At 43.6% G+C, this 16,861-nt stretch carries 21 protein-coding genes and 1 pseudogene; 15 read left to right on the top strand and 7 right to left on the bottom strand.

Annotation, left to right across the window (positions count from 1 at the left end; translation table 11 throughout):
- From AC6RNO_RS05215 to AC6RNO_RS05225, 3 genes and pseudogenes are all read left to right on the top strand, one after another.
- A partial coding sequence (locus AC6RNO_RS05215; protein WP_497104846.1) for a helix-turn-helix domain-containing protein occupies window positions 1-1,210 on the top strand: 1,210 nt, incomplete at its 5' end.
- A 239-nt stretch (window positions 1,211-1,449) separates the two neighbouring features.
- Entirely contained in the window at window positions 1,450-1,695 is a 246-nt protein-coding gene (locus AC6RNO_RS05220; RefSeq protein WP_474679288.1) for a GGDEF domain-containing protein, read from the top strand.
- A gap of 146 nt (window positions 1,696-1,841) precedes the next feature.
- A pseudogene (locus AC6RNO_RS05225) lies at window positions 1,842-1,979 on the top strand (transposase); the annotation flags it as partial.
- 103 nt (window positions 1,980-2,082) lie between these two features.
- Here AC6RNO_RS05225 and AC6RNO_RS05230 read toward each other — a convergent pair.
- A complete protein-coding gene (locus AC6RNO_RS05230; RefSeq protein ID WP_474679287.1) occupies window positions 2,083-2,919 on the bottom strand; it encodes an alpha/beta fold hydrolase in 837 nt (278 codons plus the stop codon).
- Window positions 2,920-2,998: 79 nt separating this feature from the next.
- A complete protein-coding gene (locus tag AC6RNO_RS05235) occupies window positions 2,999-3,637 on the bottom strand; it encodes a hydrolase (RefSeq protein WP_474679286.1) in 639 nt (212 codons plus the stop codon).
- A gap of 296 nt (window positions 3,638-3,933) precedes the next feature.
- On the opposite strand from AC6RNO_RS05235, the gene AC6RNO_RS05240 reads away from it, so the two are divergent.
- The 5 genes from AC6RNO_RS05240 (at window position 3,934) to AC6RNO_RS05260 (ending at window position 7,087) form a co-directional block, all read left to right on the top strand.
- Complete coding sequence (locus AC6RNO_RS05240) at window positions 3,934-4,107, top strand: DUF1427 family protein (protein WP_497104847.1); 174 nt, start codon at window positions 3,934-3,936, stop codon at window positions 4,105-4,107.
- Window positions 4,108-4,138: 31 nt separating this feature from the next.
- Window positions 4,139-5,971: an amidohydrolase family protein gene (locus AC6RNO_RS05245; RefSeq protein WP_497104848.1), complete on the top strand. Its 1,833-nt coding sequence runs from the start codon at window positions 4,139-4,141 to the stop codon at window positions 5,969-5,971.
- A 40-nt stretch (window positions 5,972-6,011) separates the two neighbouring features.
- Entirely contained in the window at window positions 6,012-6,206 is a 195-nt protein-coding gene (locus AC6RNO_RS05250) for a CDGSH iron-sulfur domain-containing protein (RefSeq protein WP_057305706.1), read from the top strand.
- A gap of 87 nt (window positions 6,207-6,293) precedes the next feature.
- A complete protein-coding gene (locus tag AC6RNO_RS05255) occupies window positions 6,294-6,731 on the top strand; it encodes a Dps family protein (RefSeq protein ID WP_474679283.1) in 438 nt (145 codons plus the stop codon).
- A gap of 131 nt (window positions 6,732-6,862) precedes the next feature.
- The gene (locus tag AC6RNO_RS05260; protein WP_474679282.1) at window positions 6,863-7,087 is read left to right on the top strand and encodes a DUF896 domain-containing protein; all 225 of its coding nucleotides are present in this window, start codon (window positions 6,863-6,865) and stop codon (window positions 7,085-7,087) included.
- A 95-nt stretch (window positions 7,088-7,182) separates the two neighbouring features.
- Here the strand turns inward: AC6RNO_RS05260 and katA are convergent, their stop codons facing one another.
- The 3 genes from katA to AC6RNO_RS05275 form a co-directional block, all read right to left on the bottom strand.
- Complete coding sequence (gene katA / locus AC6RNO_RS05265; RefSeq protein WP_474679281.1) at window positions 7,183-8,640, bottom strand: catalase KatA; 1,458 nt, start codon at window positions 8,638-8,640, stop codon at window positions 7,183-7,185.
- 75 nt (window positions 8,641-8,715) lie between these two features.
- Window positions 8,716-9,948 (bottom strand): MFS transporter, encoded by a 1,233-nt coding sequence (locus AC6RNO_RS05270; protein WP_497104849.1) that lies wholly within the window; start codon window positions 9,946-9,948, stop codon window positions 8,716-8,718.
- A gap of 146 nt (window positions 9,949-10,094) precedes the next feature.
- The gene (locus AC6RNO_RS05275) at window positions 10,095-10,505 is read right to left on the bottom strand and encodes a hypothetical protein (protein WP_474679279.1); all 411 of its coding nucleotides are present in this window, start codon (window positions 10,503-10,505) and stop codon (window positions 10,095-10,097) included.
- 294 nt (window positions 10,506-10,799) lie between these two features.
- Between AC6RNO_RS05275 and AC6RNO_RS05280 the strand changes: the two genes are divergently transcribed.
- Genes AC6RNO_RS05280 through AC6RNO_RS05295 form a run of 4 tightly spaced genes read left to right on the top strand, consistent with a single transcriptional unit; the run spans window position 10,800 to window position 13,501 of the window.
- On the top strand, window positions 10,800-11,756 hold the full coding sequence (locus tag AC6RNO_RS05280) for a ring-cleaving dioxygenase (protein WP_474679278.1): 957 nt from the start codon (window positions 10,800-10,802) through the stop codon (window positions 11,754-11,756).
- Window positions 11,757-11,805: 49 nt separating this feature from the next.
- A complete protein-coding gene (locus AC6RNO_RS05285) occupies window positions 11,806-12,435 on the top strand; it encodes a nitroreductase family protein (protein ID WP_474679826.1) in 630 nt (209 codons plus the stop codon).
- Window positions 12,436-12,455: 20 nt separating this feature from the next.
- Entirely contained in the window at window positions 12,456-13,154 is a 699-nt protein-coding gene (locus AC6RNO_RS05290; RefSeq protein ID WP_497104850.1) for a pirin family protein, read from the top strand.
- 20 nt (window positions 13,155-13,174) lie between these two features.
- The gene (locus AC6RNO_RS05295) at window positions 13,175-13,501 is read left to right on the top strand and encodes a hypothetical protein (RefSeq protein ID WP_474679276.1); all 327 of its coding nucleotides are present in this window, start codon (window positions 13,175-13,177) and stop codon (window positions 13,499-13,501) included.
- 222 nt (window positions 13,502-13,723) lie between these two features.
- On the opposite strand, the gene AC6RNO_RS05300 is transcribed toward AC6RNO_RS05295, so the two are convergent.
- A complete protein-coding gene (locus tag AC6RNO_RS05300; protein WP_497105022.1) occupies window positions 13,724-13,855 on the bottom strand; it encodes a hypothetical protein in 132 nt (43 codons plus the stop codon).
- 260 nt (window positions 13,856-14,115) lie between these two features.
- Between AC6RNO_RS05300 and AC6RNO_RS05305 the strand changes: the two genes are divergently transcribed.
- A complete protein-coding gene (locus AC6RNO_RS05305) occupies window positions 14,116-14,334 on the top strand; it encodes a hypothetical protein (protein ID WP_488437252.1) in 219 nt (72 codons plus the stop codon).
- A gap of 141 nt (window positions 14,335-14,475) precedes the next feature.
- Here AC6RNO_RS05305 and AC6RNO_RS05310 read toward each other — a convergent pair whose 3' ends face one another.
- The gene (locus AC6RNO_RS05310; protein ID WP_474679274.1) at window positions 14,476-14,835 is read right to left on the bottom strand and encodes a winged helix-turn-helix transcriptional regulator; all 360 of its coding nucleotides are present in this window, start codon (window positions 14,833-14,835) and stop codon (window positions 14,476-14,478) included.
- Between the two features lie 326 nt (window positions 14,836-15,161).
- Between AC6RNO_RS05310 and AC6RNO_RS05315 the strand changes: the two genes are divergently transcribed.
- Window positions 15,162-15,923 carry an isochorismatase family protein gene (locus AC6RNO_RS05315; RefSeq protein WP_497104851.1) on the top strand — a complete coding sequence of 254 codons (762 nt, stop codon included), beginning with the start codon at window positions 15,162-15,164 and terminating at the stop codon, window positions 15,921-15,923.
- Between the two features lie 410 nt (window positions 15,924-16,333).
- The gene (locus tag AC6RNO_RS05320) at window positions 16,334-16,855 is read left to right on the top strand and encodes a response regulator (RefSeq protein WP_497104852.1); all 522 of its coding nucleotides are present in this window, start codon (window positions 16,334-16,336) and stop codon (window positions 16,853-16,855) included.
- Window positions 16,856-16,861 lie beyond the last annotated feature (6 nt).

A 16,861-nucleotide genomic window follows, 5' to 3' on the forward strand; every position in this document is an offset into this window, starting at 1 on the left:
AAGGATGAGAGAAGAACGAGCAGACAAGTCGCGTGAAGATGCCAGACTTGTTGCTGCCGAGCTAGTTACCCAGCATTTGACCCAGAAGGATGTGGATGACGCGATAACAGAGAACAAGCTGAAGCAGGCCGACTTTTGCTGGTTGGATACAGGATATACGCTGGGCTTGCTTACGCGGCGCGGTGGAGGATCACAGCCTAGCAGCACGGATGCTGCCTCTTTCAAGAAACAAATCGAAGAACTGTTACAAGGGCAAATGGATTGGATGCTCACGCGTGATGGAGAAGGCGGAACGATTATGCTCGCACGCGATCCGGTTATGTTCTACCAGTTGGCGGAACGGTGGAGGTTGAGTGTATATGAGTCGCAGCTGCGAATCGCGGTTAGCGAGTCTGTTCAAGGGATAGAGCAGGTAAGGTGGGCATACAGCCAAGTGAAGCAAACCTTGAAATACAGTATTGTGCTTCCAGAACTCGATGTGCTGGACTACACCAGCATAAGTGAGCGCAATGAGCGGCATGTCGTTCCTGTTGAGTTGATTGGGCGATTATCGAATCTGATGGGAATGGGACGCGGGAACGAAATGAAGCAGCTTCTCGATCAAGTTCTAGATGTTCGTATCATTAGCTGCTGTGAAATCGGCTACCTGGAACGGATCAGCCAGCTGCTCAATGAAGAGGTGTTCGACAAGGTGTTCCGCATCTACGGAAATAGAGTGCTTGGCCTATTAAGGCCGTACGCCCATGTTGGACATATTGCGAATTTCGATCGCTTTGAACATTATTATGCAGCTGTTGAGCAGCTTCTCGATAGTCTGGACCGGTTCATCCAAGATTGGAGAGAGCAAGCGCCTACGGATCAAAATACGATGCAAAAAGTTCTCGCCTACTTGCAGACGCATTATGCCGACCGTTTGAACATGGCGGTCGTGTCCAACCATTTCTCACTCAATTACTCGTATTTCAGCCAAGCCTTCCAAGAATATAGCGGTGAGAGTTTCTCGAACTATGTTCGCCGGTTAAGGCTGAACAAGGCGAAGGAGCTGCTGGTGCACTCCGATTTGAAGGTGTACGAAATCAGTGATCAGGTTGGATTCGAAAATGTGAAGCATTTTACGAGAATATTCAAGGAAACCGAAGGTATCACAGCGCTGGAATACCGAAGCCAGCGAAGGTTGTTTGAAACCCAAGATGAGCTAAGATTGCTCTGAACTTAACAGAACCCTCAAATCATGCGATTACACCTAAAACCGGTAGAAAAACGATATTCGAATCCTAAACCAGTTAAAGACTTCCAGATAACGACGGAAAACGATAACTCAAGCAAAGTTTAAGGCAGCTGGCCAGAACGGTCAGCTGCCCTTTTTCAATAAACGGGCAGCCTTGTACGTCAGGCGTATTGAACTTGTATCTTTGCTTTTATGTATCTGCCAAGCGGCACCAAAATCAAATGTTTGCTGAAGCAAGGCGGGACGGCGAGGCATTCACGGTTATTATAATGGACGTCGATTATTTTAAAAAAATCAATGACACCTACGGTCATTTCGCAGGGGACCAACTGCTTGTACATGTGGTCCGGGCTTGCCAAACGCAACTGCAGGCCGGAGAGCTGTTTGCCCGATACGGCGGGGAGGAATTCATATTTGCGCGAAAGAGCTGCACCGCAGCTGAAGGTGAGGCGCTCGCCAATCGATAAATTCCTTTGGTAGTTGATTGCAGGGCTCTTTTTGCTCTTTCATATAAAGGACACCTCTTCTGTGTGGTAGTGAGTTGCTCGACACAATCACTATACCAAACGGAAGCGGTGTTTTTCTATTTTTGCAAGAGATAAATCATTATCCTAGTAACCGTGGATTCAAAAGGTTTCTGTTTCGAGGCTTACCCAAAGTAAGTCTGGAGGTCGGGTGGCTTTCGCTTTCCCACAATCTGCTGAAGAAAGCAGTAGTGGATGCCAAAAACGAAAGAGCTAAGAGCAAATAGGCCGCTTAGCTCCCTTTTTCATTTCAAATATTCACTTTTTTACGATGAGATCTGCCCCGAACCTTCTATAATTGTTACTTTTAGGATAGCCTCTTCATACAATTTAGTTTTTAAGGAAGTTAATCAAAGCGATATTGAATTGTTCAGGGTGAGTCGCGTTCAAGCCATGCGGTCCACCTTCAATTACGACGAGTTGACTACCTGCAACAGCTTCGTTGGAAAGTTTACCGCTTACTTCAAGCGGCACAATCGCATCGGAATCGCCATGGATAACAAGCAATGGAATATCAAATTTAGCCAAATCGCCACGAAAATCCGTACGGCCGAAGGCATCAACGCAATCCAGCGTCCCTTTTGGTGAAGCGTAAGAAGCAATATCAAGGTTGTAAACACGGAAGGACTCACTGACCAGATCGGTTCTATCCCCCGCTTTAAAGAAATTGTGAGTGAAGCCGTCAAGGAAGGCGATGCGGTCTTTTTTCAAACCGTCTTGGAAGCCCTGAATGGTGCCTTCATCCAGACCACCTTCCGGATGCTCATCGGATTTGTAGAAGAACGGCGGAATTGCAGCAGCCAACACGGCTTTTTTGACACGACTTGTTCCATATGTACCAACGTAACGAGCGACCTCTCCGCCACCCATCGAAAATCCGACCAGTGTCACGTCCTTAAGGTCCAGATATTCGATTAGCTTATGAAGGTCCGCCGCAAACGTATCATAGTCGTAACCGTTCCACGGTTGGGAGGATTGTCCGAATCCACGGCGGTCATATGTAATCACGCGGTAACCTGCATCGATGAGTGCTGGAACTTGACTCTCCCACGAGCGCCCGCTCAGTGGCCAGCCATGGATCAAAACGACAGGTTTGCCTGCGCCAAGATCTTCAAAATATAATTCAATGGGTTGCCCGTTTTCTGTTCCTACTGTTAATTTAGCCATTTTCATATTTCCTTTCGAATTGGTTTTGGTTAAGCTGAGACAGTCAAAATAAATTGACTATCTTTTTTGGATGAATAGGTTACCCTCCGTGGCCCCCAAACATTGTTTGAGCATAAAAAATACCCGCACCGTAGGCGCCACTGTGTTGCATAGCAATCTCCAGAACGGCATCATACGTTTCTTGACGCGCCCAATCGCGCTGATACTCAAGAAGAACAGATAGCCAAGTCACGGGAATGGCTCCTGCTTGAATCATGCGTTGAACGGACATGTTATGCGCTTCCGTCGTCGTCCCGCCTGAAGCATCCGTTACGATGTATACTTCATATCCATCATTAATGGCTGAAACTGTAGGGAAAGCAAGGCAAACTTCTGTCCACAGTGCTGCCATAATCAGCTTCTTGCGCCCTGTTTTCTTCACTGCTTCCACGAAGTTTTTGTCTTCCCAGGAGTTCATTGTTGTTCGGTCAATCGGCTTTTGATCAGGAAATACAGCCTGAATGTGCGGATGAATAGGGCCAGAAAACGATTCAGCAGCAACCGTTGTAAGAATAATTGGAGCATTGAAAACTTTAGCTGTTTTAGCCAGTCCAACCGTATTGTTAATAATCGTTTGGCGATCTGCGCTTTGTACGCCAAAAAGCATTTGAGGCTGATGGTCAACTAGAATAATAGCGGAGTTCTCAGCAGTTAGTAAATCGGACTTGTCGTTAAACATATAAAAATCCCTACTTTCTATTTATGATTACAACAGATCCACAAATATGAGAACCTGAACCTGCTGCATATAACAAGTCTATTGAAATGCAAACGGATGAACAATCTTCATTTTTCTATATAGCCCATAGGTAAAAACTATAGATTATAAAATAAAAATAATGTATAAGTGATTCCTATGGTTGTTATAGAGAAAGCCTTATTGATAGAAAGAATCCTGACTTATAAACTTAAATAGAAGGTAAATGATTGAACAAAGAACATCATTAATGACTGGATTGAAGGAGGAAAGTTAGTTTGTGGGGTTCACGGCTTCTCGCTTTAGCTACAGGTATCGTCATTGGCGTTATTTTTCAATTGCTGAAGATCCCCTCTCCGGCGCCGCCCTTTTTGGGATTACTTGGTCTCTTAGGAATGTTTTCAGGACAACGGTTGATGCCTTGGATACAACTTTGGTTAAGCCGTAAATAACACCTAATAAATGACAAAGGAGAACAAAATCATGTCTGAGAAACCGACGATTGTTGAAGCAAGTCTAGTCATTCATAATGCCCACATCGTGACGATGGACGATGCTAATCCAGCAGCCACAGCAGTTGCAGTTAAAGGCGACCATTTCCTGGCGGTGGGGGACGATGCCGAAATCATGAAATATGTTGGACCTTCCACGCAAGTTGTAAACGCCAACAAACGAATGTTAATTCCAGGTTTGAACGATTCTCATATTCATCTTATTCGAGGCGGTCTCAATTATAATCTCGAGCTTCGATGGGATGGAGTGCCATCCGTAGCGGATGCCTTGCGGATGCTGAAAAAGCAGGTGGATCGTACGCCAGCACCTCACTGGGTTCGTGTTGTTGGCGGCTGGACAGAATTCCAATTCGTGGAACGCCGAATGCCAACTTTGGATGAAATCAATCGAATTGCTCCGCATACACCGGTATTTATCCTCAATCTTTACCGTCAGGCTTTTTTGAATAAAGCGGCCTTGCGAGTCATCGGATATACGAAAGATACGCCGAATCCGCCAGGTGGAGAAATCCAAAGGGATAGCCAAGGGAATCCAACAGGAATGCTCATCGCTAGACCTAATGCTACTATTTTGTATGCGACCTTAGCGAAAGGACCGAAGCTTTCATACGAGGATCAAATAAATTCAACCCGATTGTTCATGAGAGAATTGAATCGATTGGGAGTCACAAGCGTGATTGACGCTGGCGGGGGCTTTCAGAACTATCCCGATGATTATCAGGTTTTTGATGAGCTTGATAAGCGTGGAGAGATTACAGTTCGTACGGCGTATAATTTATTCACCCAGCATCCCAAGAATGAACTGAGTGATTTTAAAGCATGGACTGCTACAACGCAGCCGTATACGGGCAGCTCCTACTATCGTCATAACGGAGCAGGTGAAATGCTTGTTTATAGCGCAGCAGACTTTGAAGATTTTGTAGAACCTCGTCCAGAACTTCCAGCTGTACTGGAAGATGAGCTTTTCGGAGTTACCCAGCATCTCGTAGAGCAACGTTGGCCATTTCGTCTTCATGCCACTTATGGAGAATCCATCACACGTTTTCTCGATGTATTTGAACGCGTGAACAAAGAGGTTCCCTTCAAAGACTTGCGCTGGATTTTGGATCATGCCGAAACAATCCAGGAGAAGGATTTGGAGCGAGTTGTTGCATTAGGCGGTTCGATCGCCGTTCAAAGCCGAATGGCTTTTCAAGGTGAATATTTCGTCGATCGATACGGGGCCGAAGCAGCAGAAAATGCGCCTCCGATTACCAAGATGATTAAATCCGGATTGCGTGTTGGGGTAGGGACAGATGCTACCAGAGTAGCCAGTTATAATCCTTGGGTTGCCTTATACTGGTTAGTGACGGGGAAGACACTTGGCGGGCTAATCTTGTACCCTGCTTCCAATCGTGTAGAGAGGCATGAAGCGCTTCGCATGTATACATCAGGAAATGCATGGTTTTCCAAGGAAGAAAATGTGAAAGGGCAAATCAAAGCGGGTCAATATGCTGATTTATCGATTCTTTCTGATAACTTCTTTCTTGTCTCCGAAGAAGCTATTAAAAAAATTGAATCTGTCTTCACTGTTGTAGGAGGCAAGATTGTCTATGGTACTAACGAATTTCAGTCATTGTCGCCGCCAGCTCCCCAAGCAAGTCCAGACTGGTCTCCGCATAATATCTTTGGAGGCTACTACAATGGAACAAATTACGGAGGCGGCGGAGCGGGAGTTCAGGCACCTCAAAAGGCGCACCATCATCATGGATGCAACCATCACCATGGCAGTGGCTTCTGTGACCTGGATTGCTTCGTTTTCTAAGTATGTTTCACCAAAATAATCCAATAGGGGCGAGATCATCATGTCTGAAGTTACGATCAAAGTAAACGATAATGGGCCATTGCGTATTACAGGCAAAGTAGAAATGGTGGATGCGGTGGGCAACCGTTTTGAAACCAAGGAAAGTTTTATTCTTTGCCGGTGCGGTTTATCCAGTCAGAAACCGTTCTGCGACTTGACTCATAAAGGTAAGTTTGAAAGCGCTCCTCGAGCTTAGATTAAAAGATCAATATCGATCTGACTATATTTCGTATAGCCTAAGCTTATAGTTGGAAATGTTGCTAAATTCGAAAGGAGCTTTTTGATGACAGAAAAACTAACGGAAGTGCTTAACACCCAGATCGCTAACTGGAGTCTGTTGTTCACCAAACTTCATAACTATCACTGGTATGTTAGAGGGGGGCAGTTCTTCACTTTGCATTTGAAGTTCGAAGAACTTTATACGGAAGCTGCACTTCATGTGGACAATCTTGCCGAGCGTCTGCTGGCATTAGGCGGTAGTCCGGTAGCGACACTTCATGAAATTATCGAAAAAGCTACATTAAAAGATGCAGCAGGCAATGAGAATGCAAATGAGATGGTCCGTACGCTTGTTGCTGATTTTGGGATCATTGTGAGTGAGCTTAAAGAGGGTATGAGTATTGCTGACCGTGAAGGCGATGAGACAACTGGGGATATGCTTTTGGTAATTCATAGCTCCCTGGAAAAGCATGTATGGATGTTGAAATCGTACTTAGGATAATTTCCCAAAAAAATAATGGATTGCTGGAAGACCTGAAAGAGAGCAGCCTTAAAAAGCTACCTTTCTTGAAGGTCTTCTCCTTATAATGTGAGAAAGTATAAGTTTGAACTATTGTCATTGAGGTGATGAAAATGATCCCTATTCTTGGGCGTATTAACCAGCTGAGCAGGAAACAACGAATAAATGGTTTGACGGAAGAGGAGAAAGCTGAACAAGCAGCATTGCGTCAAGAGTATTTGCGGCTTATTAGAGGCCAAGTTTTGTCTACCATGTTAAGCGTATCCGTTGTCGACCCTGAAGGTAATGACGTAACTCCGTTAAAGCTGGTGCACGAGAAAGAAGAGCCAAAAATTTAACTGGCTAGTGCAATGGAGAGTTCCTTCAACAAAAAAAAGAACAGTTCCCCAGCTATCATTTGCTGTGTGAACTACTCTCTTTTTGACGGATCGTATTAAGTCAGTTGTGGAACTCTCAAACCAAGCCCCTCGGCGATCGCTTGTCCCCATTCGGGATCTGCTTGATAGAAGTGAGAGATTTGAAGGAGTTTGATTTCATCTTTCTCCACCGGCTTCATAGCATTTACTATGTTATATACTAATCGTCCGCGTTCTTCTACACTAAGCAATCGATACAGGTCGCCGGCTTGAGTGTAATGATCATCCTGGTCATATGGGACGCTATCGGCTGAACCGGTTATTTCAAACGGGGCTGTCTTGTACGTTTCCGATTCGGCAGCTCCGCCATAACTGTTTGGTTCATAGTATATCGAGTTTCCCCCATTACGATCGGAACGCATCTGTCCGTCACGTTGGTTGTTATTCACTTCGAAGATAGGTTTATTGATAGGCAGTGTATTATGGTTCGTGCCAACCCGATAGCGATGAGCATCGGCATAGGCGAATAGACGGCCTTGCAGCATTTTATCCGGCGAAGCCTCAATACCAGGTACGAACGCCCCAGGGGAGAAGGTTGCTTGCTCAACTTCGGTAAAATAATTGTCCGGGTTTAGGTTGAGAACCATGCGTCCAACCTCGATAAGAGGGTAATCCTTCTGCGACCACACTTTCGTTACATCGAAAGGATCGAAACGGTACGTCTTTGCATCCTCCAGCGGCATCATTTGTACATACAGCTTCCATGCGGGAAAGTCACCTTTGTCTATGGCATTAAACAAATCCTCGGTATGATAATCTGGGTTTTCACCGGCCAGCTTGGCGGCCAGCTCGACATCCAGGTTCTTCACGCCTTGTTCCGTTTTAAAATGATATTTGACCCAAATGCCTTGTCCGTCCGCATTGACCCACTTAAACGTATGGCTTCCGAAGCCATGCATATGACGGAGAGTCGCAGGAATACCACGATCGGACATCAAGATAGTGACTTGATGCAAGGATTCGGGAGACAAGGACCAGAAATCCCAAACAGCATTGGGGTTTTTTAGATGAGTTTGAGGGTGGCGTTTCTGGGTATGAATGAAATCCGGAAATTTAATGGCATCCCGAATGAAGAAAACAGGCGTGTTATTGCCCACCAAATCATAGTTTCCTTCTTCTGTATAGAACTTTACAGCAAAGCCGCGTGGGTCACGTACGGTATCTGCAGATCCCAGTTCACCTGCTACCGTGGAGAAGCGTATAAATACCGGTGTACGTTTGCCAACCTCAGACAAAAAGCGGGCCTTTGTATAGGCGGAAATATCGTTGGTTACTTCAAAATATCCGTGTGCTCCGGCACCTTTGGCATGAACAACACGTTCGGGGATGCGTTCCCGGTTGAAATGAGCAAGCTTTTCCAGAAGGTGGACGTCTTGAATAAGGGTTGGACCGCGTGAGCCGGCAGTCATGGAGTTCTGGTTATCTCCAACGGGAGCGCCCCAACTTGTAGTTAAATGGCCATTTTTGGTTTCCATGTACAAACCTCCAAAGTAATAAATGAGTATAACGACGAGCCATGGTGAATCGGATTTACCGGGTACGATCCCGAATCATTTCGCCGAGTTCGCATAGGTCTCGTTTTGGGATGATGCTGAGTAACTGCGTGGTTCTTCTAAACGAATAAAAAAGGGGACAATCAAGCTCAAACACAACAATCCAGCTAATACTTCAAAAGAGAATAAATAGCCTCGTTGATTGATCAGATAAATTGAAAGAATCGGCCCAAGTGATGCACCTATGAACACCATAAACATGTGGAACGAAACCGCGATCGCCCGGATCTCCCCCGCAATGTGACCAATTAGTGAGATCAATGCAGGAAGAGCCATAGCAATTCCAATAATAAACACGACGCTCATCGAAACTAAAAAAATGAGGTTAGGCCAGAGGCCTAACAAGCCCAAGCCGATTCCAGCAAAGATCAATCCACACCATAAAACGTTTTTGACTCCCATTTTCGCGACCAATCTTCCATCAAACGGTGCTACTAGCATTCCGATAATACCAACCGCACGGACCCAGAGAATATCTTGGTGACTTAATCCGAAGAGTGAACTGTTTAAATAACTTCCAAGTGTCGTAAAAAAACCGACAAGCGAAATAAAGAGCGTAGCAGAAATGATATAGCAAAGAGGCAAACCCTTCCTTTTGAAAATATAGCCTATTCGCAAAAAGGCAGAAAAGAAGCTACCCTCTGGTTGTTGTGTTTTATCCTTTGGAATAAAGGCAATCAAGATAGAGGAAATTAAATACACCGCAAAAAGAATATAGAAAACATAAGACCAACTCAAGTATAAAACAATATAGCTGCTATATATTTGTCCAACGATAGTGGCCATTAAAAACGCCGTACTAATGAATCCAATAATGGTTACTCTTCTTTTAATCGGAAACATTTCCATTGCGTAGGCCAAGACAGACGGAGGGAACATGGACGCCGCCAGACCTTGGAAGGCTCGAAGGGCAACGAGCCAAGAAAAGCTGCTGACACTTCCGATTAGAGGCGTTATTACAGTGAGCAATATTAACCCTGACAACATCATTTTTTTTCGTCCAAAACGATCGGATAAAACTCCAAAGAACAGACCTCCACCTGCAAAGGCAAACGAAAAAGCACTGCCGGCCCAAGCAGCTTGAGAAGACGACACCTTGAATGCATCTGAAATAATCGTTATTAATGGAATCGTTAAATACGTACACGACACTACAACTAATGCACACCAGAAAATGATACCGGTAATGAATGAGAAATTTGACGATTTGGACAACGGTTCGTTAACCAAAATACCACCCCTTGATCTTCTGCTTTTTTCCATTTGTTTATTTATGTTCTGCTAACCAAGTCGCTACTTTTTGAGCATCATCATCCTTAAGGATTCCTGCAGGCATACCGCCTCACCCCCCGCCTTATTAAGAACGTATCTGAGTATTACAAGGAAACATCATGCTTTTGGTTATTTTGAACATCCATTGCTTTCACGTTTGTAAAAACATTGATAGCAAAAACCAAGATACCCGTTCCTGCTACTGCTTCACCAATACGTTTTAACGTTGTAACCCAATTCGGAGCGTAGCCATGGGCCATTAAGGTGAGAGTAATAAGCATGATGGGGAGGCCGATGCCTTGCAACCAGAAGTGCCACTTCGCTAGAGGAGATTCTGCTGCTTTGGGAAAACGAAGATACGTGAATCCGCAAAGTGCTAATGTTGCCCACCCGAAAAGATTTGTATGGGCGTGAACGCTCGTTAATGCAAAGTTAAGCGTTGTTCCCATGTAAATACCGATGCAAATACCAAGCAAAATATAAACGACTGCCATTTTCAAAAAACGTACTCCCATAGAATTTCCTCCTTGTTAATGATAGAAAGAACAATTCATCCGGCCGGGAATTATCCTAATTACTTAAACTTCTTTCAAATGGAAGTTTATTTAACTTTATTTTATAAGCTGTGATAAGTAACTATCAATATGATTCTGTCTATAAATCGTATAGATATTGCTTATATCAGCTTCGCCCTTGAAGATATAGTTTTTGGCTATACATGCTATAGAAATAATGGAATTGTTCATGACGAATAATTTCAATATGATAGGACATAAACAATTAAAAGTAATAAAAGGAGTGTTTGCAAAATGGAAAAACAAACAGAAGGGATACACCATATAACGGCTTTTGTAAAGAATGCGCAAAAAAATGTAGACTTTTATGCAGGGGTACTAGGTCTGAGACTTGTAAAAAAAACGATCAACTTCGACGCCCCGGACGTTTACCATTTGTATTTCGGTAATGAAGCAGGTAGTCCAGGTACCATAATCACATTCTTTCCATGTGAACTTGGTCGTAAAGGGCGCATTGGTGGAGGACAGGTCGGTATAACGACATATGTCGTTCCTTTAGGTGCACTCGATTTTTGGAAAGAGCGCTTAGAAAGCTTTAATGTTCCTTATTCTATAACGACGAGGTTTGGTGAGAATTACTTAACATTTTCAGATCAGGATGGTTTACAGCTAGAGATTGTGGAGCGCGAGGAAGGGGATTTGAGTCATTGGTCGTTCGGTGGTGTTTCAATAGATAAAGCTATCAAAGGTTTTGGCGGCGCTGTCCTTTATAGTACCGCTCCTGAAAAAACGATGAATGTACTAGAGCAGGTCTTAGGTCTTCAAAAGGTGGAACAAGAAGAAGACTTTATTCGCTATAAATCGAAGGGAAGTATTGGTAATGTTATTGACGTAAACATCGCGGTAATGGGGTGGGGCATAAGTGGAGCCGGTACGGTTCATCATATTGCATGGCGCGCAAAGGATAATGAAGATCATGCTTCATGGAGAACTCATGTTGAGCAACACGGTCTTCATCCTACACCCATTACCGACCGGCAATATTTCAATGCGATTTACTTTCGTGAAGAAGGCGGCATACTGTTTGAAATCGCCACGGATCCACCCGGATTTGCAGTTGATGAGCAGCCAGATGTATTAGGTGAAAAACTGATGCTTCCGGAATGGTTTGAGGCTAACCGTGCAGAAATCGAAAAAGGTTTATCACCTATCCAAGTACGTGTGATGGATTCAGAAAAAAGGAATGAATGAAGAATTTAATGAAGAATTCAAAATATATAAAGGGAAGGAGCGTGTTCAATTGACCGATTTTATTTCAGTGGTTAAAGAGCGAAGATCTGCAAATAAATTTATCCCAGGAAAAGAAATATCTGAACGAGATCTTGACGAGATTTTTAATGTTGTAAAATTTGGACCTTCGGCATTTAATTTACAGCATACTCATTATGTAGTGGTGAATGACCCCGATGTCAAAGAAGACGTATATCAAGCTGCATTTAAACAGTATAAGGTCCAATCGGCATCGGCAGCAATTCTAGTGCTTGGCACCATGGATGCTTATAAGGATGCAGCAAGAATAAATGAAGGATTTCTTAATCTAGGAGTCATTAATAAACAAGAATACAATATGACTATCGAATCGGTTACAAAATTTTATGAAGATAGAGGGGAAAGCTTTATGCGGGATGAGGCGATTCGTAACGCTTCCTTATCCGCACAGTTATTTATGCTCGCCGCAAAGGAAAAAGGTTGGGATACATGTCCAATGATCGGTTTTGATCCTGAATTGATGCGGTCAGCACTCCACATTCCTGATCGATATGTGCCTGTCCTATTGGTTGCAATAGGTAAGGAGGATACATCCAAACAGCGGCCTCGAGGTTATCGTAAACCCGTTCGTGAGTTTGTTAGTTTTAATCAATTTAAATAGCTGATAAGGGGAGTTCTAAAATGATCCAAGTATTCCCGGCCGATTCCCGGTTTAACGTAGATCAGGGATGGCTGCGCAGCCGTCTAAGCTTCTCGTTCGGCAATTACTATGACCCCGATAACACCGGGTTTGGGGTTTTGCGAGTATGCAATGACGATGACGTAGATCCTGGCAAAGGATTTGGTGCCCACCCGCACAGCGATATGGAGATATTGACAATCGTACTTTCAGGGTCCGTCCGTCATGAAGATAACTTGGGTAATATGGAAGTAACAACAACTGGGGAAGTACAGCGAATGAGCGCGGGGGCCGGAGTCGTTCATGCCGAATACAACGCTTCGCAGACTGAACCGATGAGAATTCTTCAAATTTGGTTCATGCCAAATGTACGGGGATTAGATCCTTCCTATGAAACCCGTAGGTACAATTCAGAGAAGTTAAAGAATGCCTTGCTCCCCATCGTTGATCCGCAGGGATCAGAGCAGATTGTTAAAATCCATCAAGACCTAACTCTCTATTTATGCAGATTGGATAAAGATAAAGATATTACTTTTCGGCAGGAAGATGGACGCCGGATATTCCTTTTCGTCATTGAGGGACGACTCACTGTAAATGATACTCGGTTAGGTGAAGGGGATACGGCTCGAATCGAATCTTTGGCTCAGTTGAGCATTATAGCGGAGGAAGATGCATTTCTAATGCTGATTGACCTTCCATAAGAATGAATAGGAGGGTTTGTATGAAAGAGGTACTTGTGGTTAGGCATTCGGTTGGAGGTAGGACATTTATTCATACCGAACAACAACCCATGGAATATTCGGTGATACGTATGGGTCAGGGCTGGAGAATTGCTCTAATCATTACACAGGACGTGGATATTCATGAGATTCTCCGTTGGAAACAGGAATTGAATGTGTTTCTATTTCGGGAATATGATGATCAATCTGCGAAAAAAATTTGGTTTTATGTTAAAGAAGGTTCTGTCACGTACGACGATCAGCTCAAGCAGATTACTATTTTCGCCGAGTCTCGGATCGAGTATATTCCGGATGAATTTGGCATTTAAATTATGGATGGCTAAGCGACGCTTGCCGCTCTTTTCGAAGTGGATACTAACTATAAACGCTGGAGGGAGTCTTGGATGTTTTAGAAGGTGAATGGGCCTCTTCCCGTATCGTAGGTGATTCCCATTTCTCCATCATTGACCTTCCTCTGACGCAAGTACAGGGAGAACTCCTATCCGTTGCAACATGGTACGATAACGAATGGGGTTACGCTTCACGATTAGCTAAAGTAGCGGCTTATCTAGTAGATTCTTGTTGATTTTCGCGTCTTTTAAATGCTTAAGCACTTGAAGCTCTTTAAAAGCTGGTTTAATTTCTTTTGGTAGTTGATTGCAGGGCTCTTTTTGCTCTATCATATAATGGACACCTCTTCTGTGTGGTAGTGGGTTGCTCGACACAATCACTATACCAAACGGAAGCGGTGTTTTTCTATTTTTGCAAGAGATAAATCATTATCCTAGTACAGCTTTATTTATCAAGGGTTTAAGACCAATTTCGCTCTGCGAAGTTTGCGACTTCATTCATGAGGATGCCGAATTTGAGCAAATTGTTATACCCACATTGTGGATACATTTCCACAATCACGCGGGTTCACCACCGTCAGGAAATTAGTACAATGGTAGTAATACCCTTATGGGGGCGAGTCAGTATGTACCATGCAATTCATAAGAACAGCGGGCAGGTCGTTACGCTGGAACCCGAGCAGGTGAATGATATGTTCGTCGATGTAGCTGGGCGCATTGTAATCTGCAGCACAGAGCAGGAACTCTACTGGTTGCTCGCAGACGCAGAGCTGAAGAAAGTTTTACTTTACGCCACTCACCCCATCGTCTGATGGTACACACGTTTCGTTACTATTTCTTGTTCCAATACAGTGTCAATCTACCGAGGTCGGGAAGATTGATTATGCTGCTAAACCAAATAAATTTATTTGGTTTAGCAGCAGCTTTTCATTGCCTCTTTCTTTTATTTCTAATTATGGTTGGTTACCTATTATAACGTTCTTCTCTTTTTCTTCCATGTGCTTTAAATGTGAAAGCCCCCAATAATGTAAGCTATCCATTAACGCGTCCAGTTTTTTACCGTGCGCTGTAAGTGAGTATTCTACTTTTGGTGGAACTTGAGGATAGATCACTCGTTGAATGATGTCTTGCTCTTCTAATTCGCGTAATTGCAACGTAAGAATCCTCTGGGAAATATCAGGTATCAAATTTTTAATTTCATTAAACCGGAGTGTTTCACTATGAATAAGATGCTGAATAATAATTGGCTTCCATTTACCTACGATTATATCCAAGGCAACGGACATTTTGCAATCTATCGGATTAACTTTCATACCGTTAAACCTCTCATATTAACTTGTTATACAATAAACTTATTATATTATAGTACCTTACTAAATTCCACATTTGAACCACAGTAACATTTTGATTACTATGGCACATTAATGTGCGTTCTTTACAGAAATGAGATAAAGTTTATAATTTTAATATAGCGACTTACTAAAAATAATGAGTAAGGGGTGACCATGATGATAATTTAATCAGGCAAGGGAATTCTATATATTTTCAATTTCATAAGTGCGATAAGTTCCGAAGATTTTATCTTTTTAGTAGTCGTTTGTTAGAACTTATAAATTACAATTTAAGGGAGAGGTTATTTATGAAACACATGAAAAAATTGATGGCGACAGCCCTTGTTTTAACTATCGGAGCGGGTATTGTTCTTGGATCTAACGCAGTATCGACGGTCAGTGCAAAGTCAAATGATAATGCACAAAATCAACAGCAATCAGCACTCATTGATCCAAATGATACAGCTTTGCTTCTTGTAGATCCTCAAAGCGGCTTGTTCCAAACCGTCAAAGATCTTGATGTTCCTACAGTTCGTGGAAACGTTAAAACACTTGCCAAAATGGCTGAGCTGGCAAACATCCCTGTAATCACGACTGCTTCTGTTCCGGATGGTCCGAATGGGCCTCTAATTCCTGAAGTCAAAGATCTACCTCATGCAACATTTGTACCGCGTCACGGAGAAATCAATGCATGGGACGATCCTGACTTTGTAAAGGCAGTAGAAGCTACCGGTAAGAAAACACTCATCATCGCGGGTACATGGTCCAGTGTTTGTATGACTTTTCCTACATTAAGCGCACTGAAAGCCGGCTATAAAGTATATAGTGTCATAGACGCATCTGGAACATACAGTAAGATGTCATCGGATATTACATTAACTCGAATCGTACAAGCTGGGGCGGTTCCCGTTGATACTGTTTCTTTAGTAGCTGAAGTACAGAGAACATGGAATCGTTCGGATGCGGACAAGTTCGCTGCTATTTATGCAGAGCGGGTTCCTAACTATGGTTTGCTTATTGAGAGCTATCAAGAAGCGTATGGAGCAGGTCAGAAAGCAGTGACTAAATAAGTTTTTAATCAATTCTTCAATTCAATAAGGAGGAGTCCTAGGAGACTCTTCCTTTATCTTTACTATGTAAAAGACAAGGACAAAGCATTATATTCGTCTACGTTGGACGGGACGGGCGAAATGAAACTGTCCGACCATGCTGTGTCATGGTTCCATGATACTAACCGGTTGTGAAATCCTTTGCCCCTTAGAAATACCGTTTCCGGCTAAGATCATTGGGATTTTGACAGAACCTTCATAGAACATATTAAAATATACAGGGGGCAAATACCAAACGTGCCAGCCCTACTAATCGATTCAAAGCTCGCTCCGCTTGAACACCGGTAGATGCCCTGATGGTAGGGCAGTATGCTTTATTTACTTCGCCTAAAGGGTTATACTTATAGGAATTACCTCTAGGGGGGCTTTTAATGTACCATGTACTTGTAGCGGAAGATGAGCATTGGATTCGCAGCGGTATAGTGGAGATGGTGGACCGGATCGGCGGAGGATTCAAGGTAACGGGTGAAGCCGGCGATGGAGAAGAAGCCTGGAATTTGATTCAGGAGCTGTGTCCGACTGTACTGATCACGGATATTATGATGCCCAAGATGGACGGGCTTTCCTTAATCAAGAAGATAGATGAGATCAAATTTCCACTTGTCAGCATTGTCATTAGCGGATATGATAACTTCTCTTATGCTCAGCAGGGGATTCGGTACGGGGTGTCCGAGTATTTGCTCAAGCCGGTGAGAGAGGACGTGCTGAAGGAAGCGTTGGAGCGGTCTTTGCAAAGGCTCGAGAGGCTTAATCCTGCTCGCGATCAGTTGATGAACATTCACAACTTTTTGGAGCGCATGCCGGCGATGGATGTACAGCAGCTTATGACGGAGCAAGTCCAGCTGGTGCAATCCATTGTCAAAGACAAAAACAGCCATCCAAGCTCCGGCTAGGACTGC

The sequence above is a fragment of the Paenibacillus sp. sgz302190 genome, from assembly GCF_059820445.1.

Excerpts from the sequence above, each read along its gene's own strand:
- AC6RNO_RS05220 (WP_474679288.1), top strand. The coding sequence starts at position 1,450 with ATGTTTGCTGAAGCAAGGCGGGACGGCGAGGCATTCACGGTTATTATA.
- AC6RNO_RS05230 (WP_474679287.1), bottom strand. The coding sequence starts at position 2,919 with ATGGCTAAATTAACAGTAGGAACAGAAAACGGGCAACCCATTGAATTA.
- AC6RNO_RS05235 (WP_474679286.1), bottom strand. The coding sequence starts at position 3,637 with ATGTTTAACGACAAGTCCGATTTACTAACTGCTGAGAACTCCGCTATT.
- AC6RNO_RS05245 (WP_497104848.1), top strand. The coding sequence starts at position 4,139 with ATGTCTGAGAAACCGACGATTGTTGAAGCAAGTCTAGTCATTCATAAT.
- AC6RNO_RS05250 (WP_057305706.1), top strand. The coding sequence starts at position 6,012 with ATGTCTGAAGTTACGATCAAAGTAAACGATAATGGGCCATTGCGTATT.
- AC6RNO_RS05255 (WP_474679283.1), top strand. The coding sequence starts at position 6,294 with ATGACAGAAAAACTAACGGAAGTGCTTAACACCCAGATCGCTAACTGG.
- AC6RNO_RS05260 (WP_474679282.1), top strand. The coding sequence starts at position 6,863 with ATGATCCCTATTCTTGGGCGTATTAACCAGCTGAGCAGGAAACAACGA.
- katA (WP_474679281.1), bottom strand. The coding sequence starts at position 8,640 with ATGGAAACCAAAAATGGCCATTTAACTACAAGTTGGGGCGCTCCCGTT.
- AC6RNO_RS05275 (WP_474679279.1), bottom strand. The coding sequence starts at position 10,505 with ATGGGAGTACGTTTTTTGAAAATGGCAGTCGTTTATATTTTGCTTGGT.
- AC6RNO_RS05280 (WP_474679278.1), top strand. The coding sequence starts at position 10,800 with ATGGAAAAACAAACAGAAGGGATACACCATATAACGGCTTTTGTAAAG.
- AC6RNO_RS05290 (WP_497104850.1), top strand. The coding sequence starts at position 12,456 with ATGATCCAAGTATTCCCGGCCGATTCCCGGTTTAACGTAGATCAGGGA.
- AC6RNO_RS05295 (WP_474679276.1), top strand. The coding sequence starts at position 13,175 with ATGAAAGAGGTACTTGTGGTTAGGCATTCGGTTGGAGGTAGGACATTT.
- AC6RNO_RS05300 (WP_497105022.1), bottom strand. The coding sequence starts at position 13,855 with ATGATAGAGCAAAAAGAGCCCTGCAATCAACTACCAAAAGAAATTAAA.
- AC6RNO_RS05305 (WP_488437252.1), top strand. The coding sequence starts at position 14,116 with ATGGTAGTAATACCCTTATGGGGGCGAGTCAGTATGTACCATGCAATT.
- AC6RNO_RS05310 (WP_474679274.1), bottom strand. The coding sequence starts at position 14,835 with ATGAAAGTTAATCCGATAGATTGCAAAATGTCCGTTGCCTTGGATATA.
- AC6RNO_RS05315 (WP_497104851.1), top strand. The coding sequence starts at position 15,162 with ATGAAACACATGAAAAAATTGATGGCGACAGCCCTTGTTTTAACTATC.
- AC6RNO_RS05320 (WP_497104852.1), top strand. The coding sequence starts at position 16,334 with ATGTACCATGTACTTGTAGCGGAAGATGAGCATTGGATTCGCAGCGGT.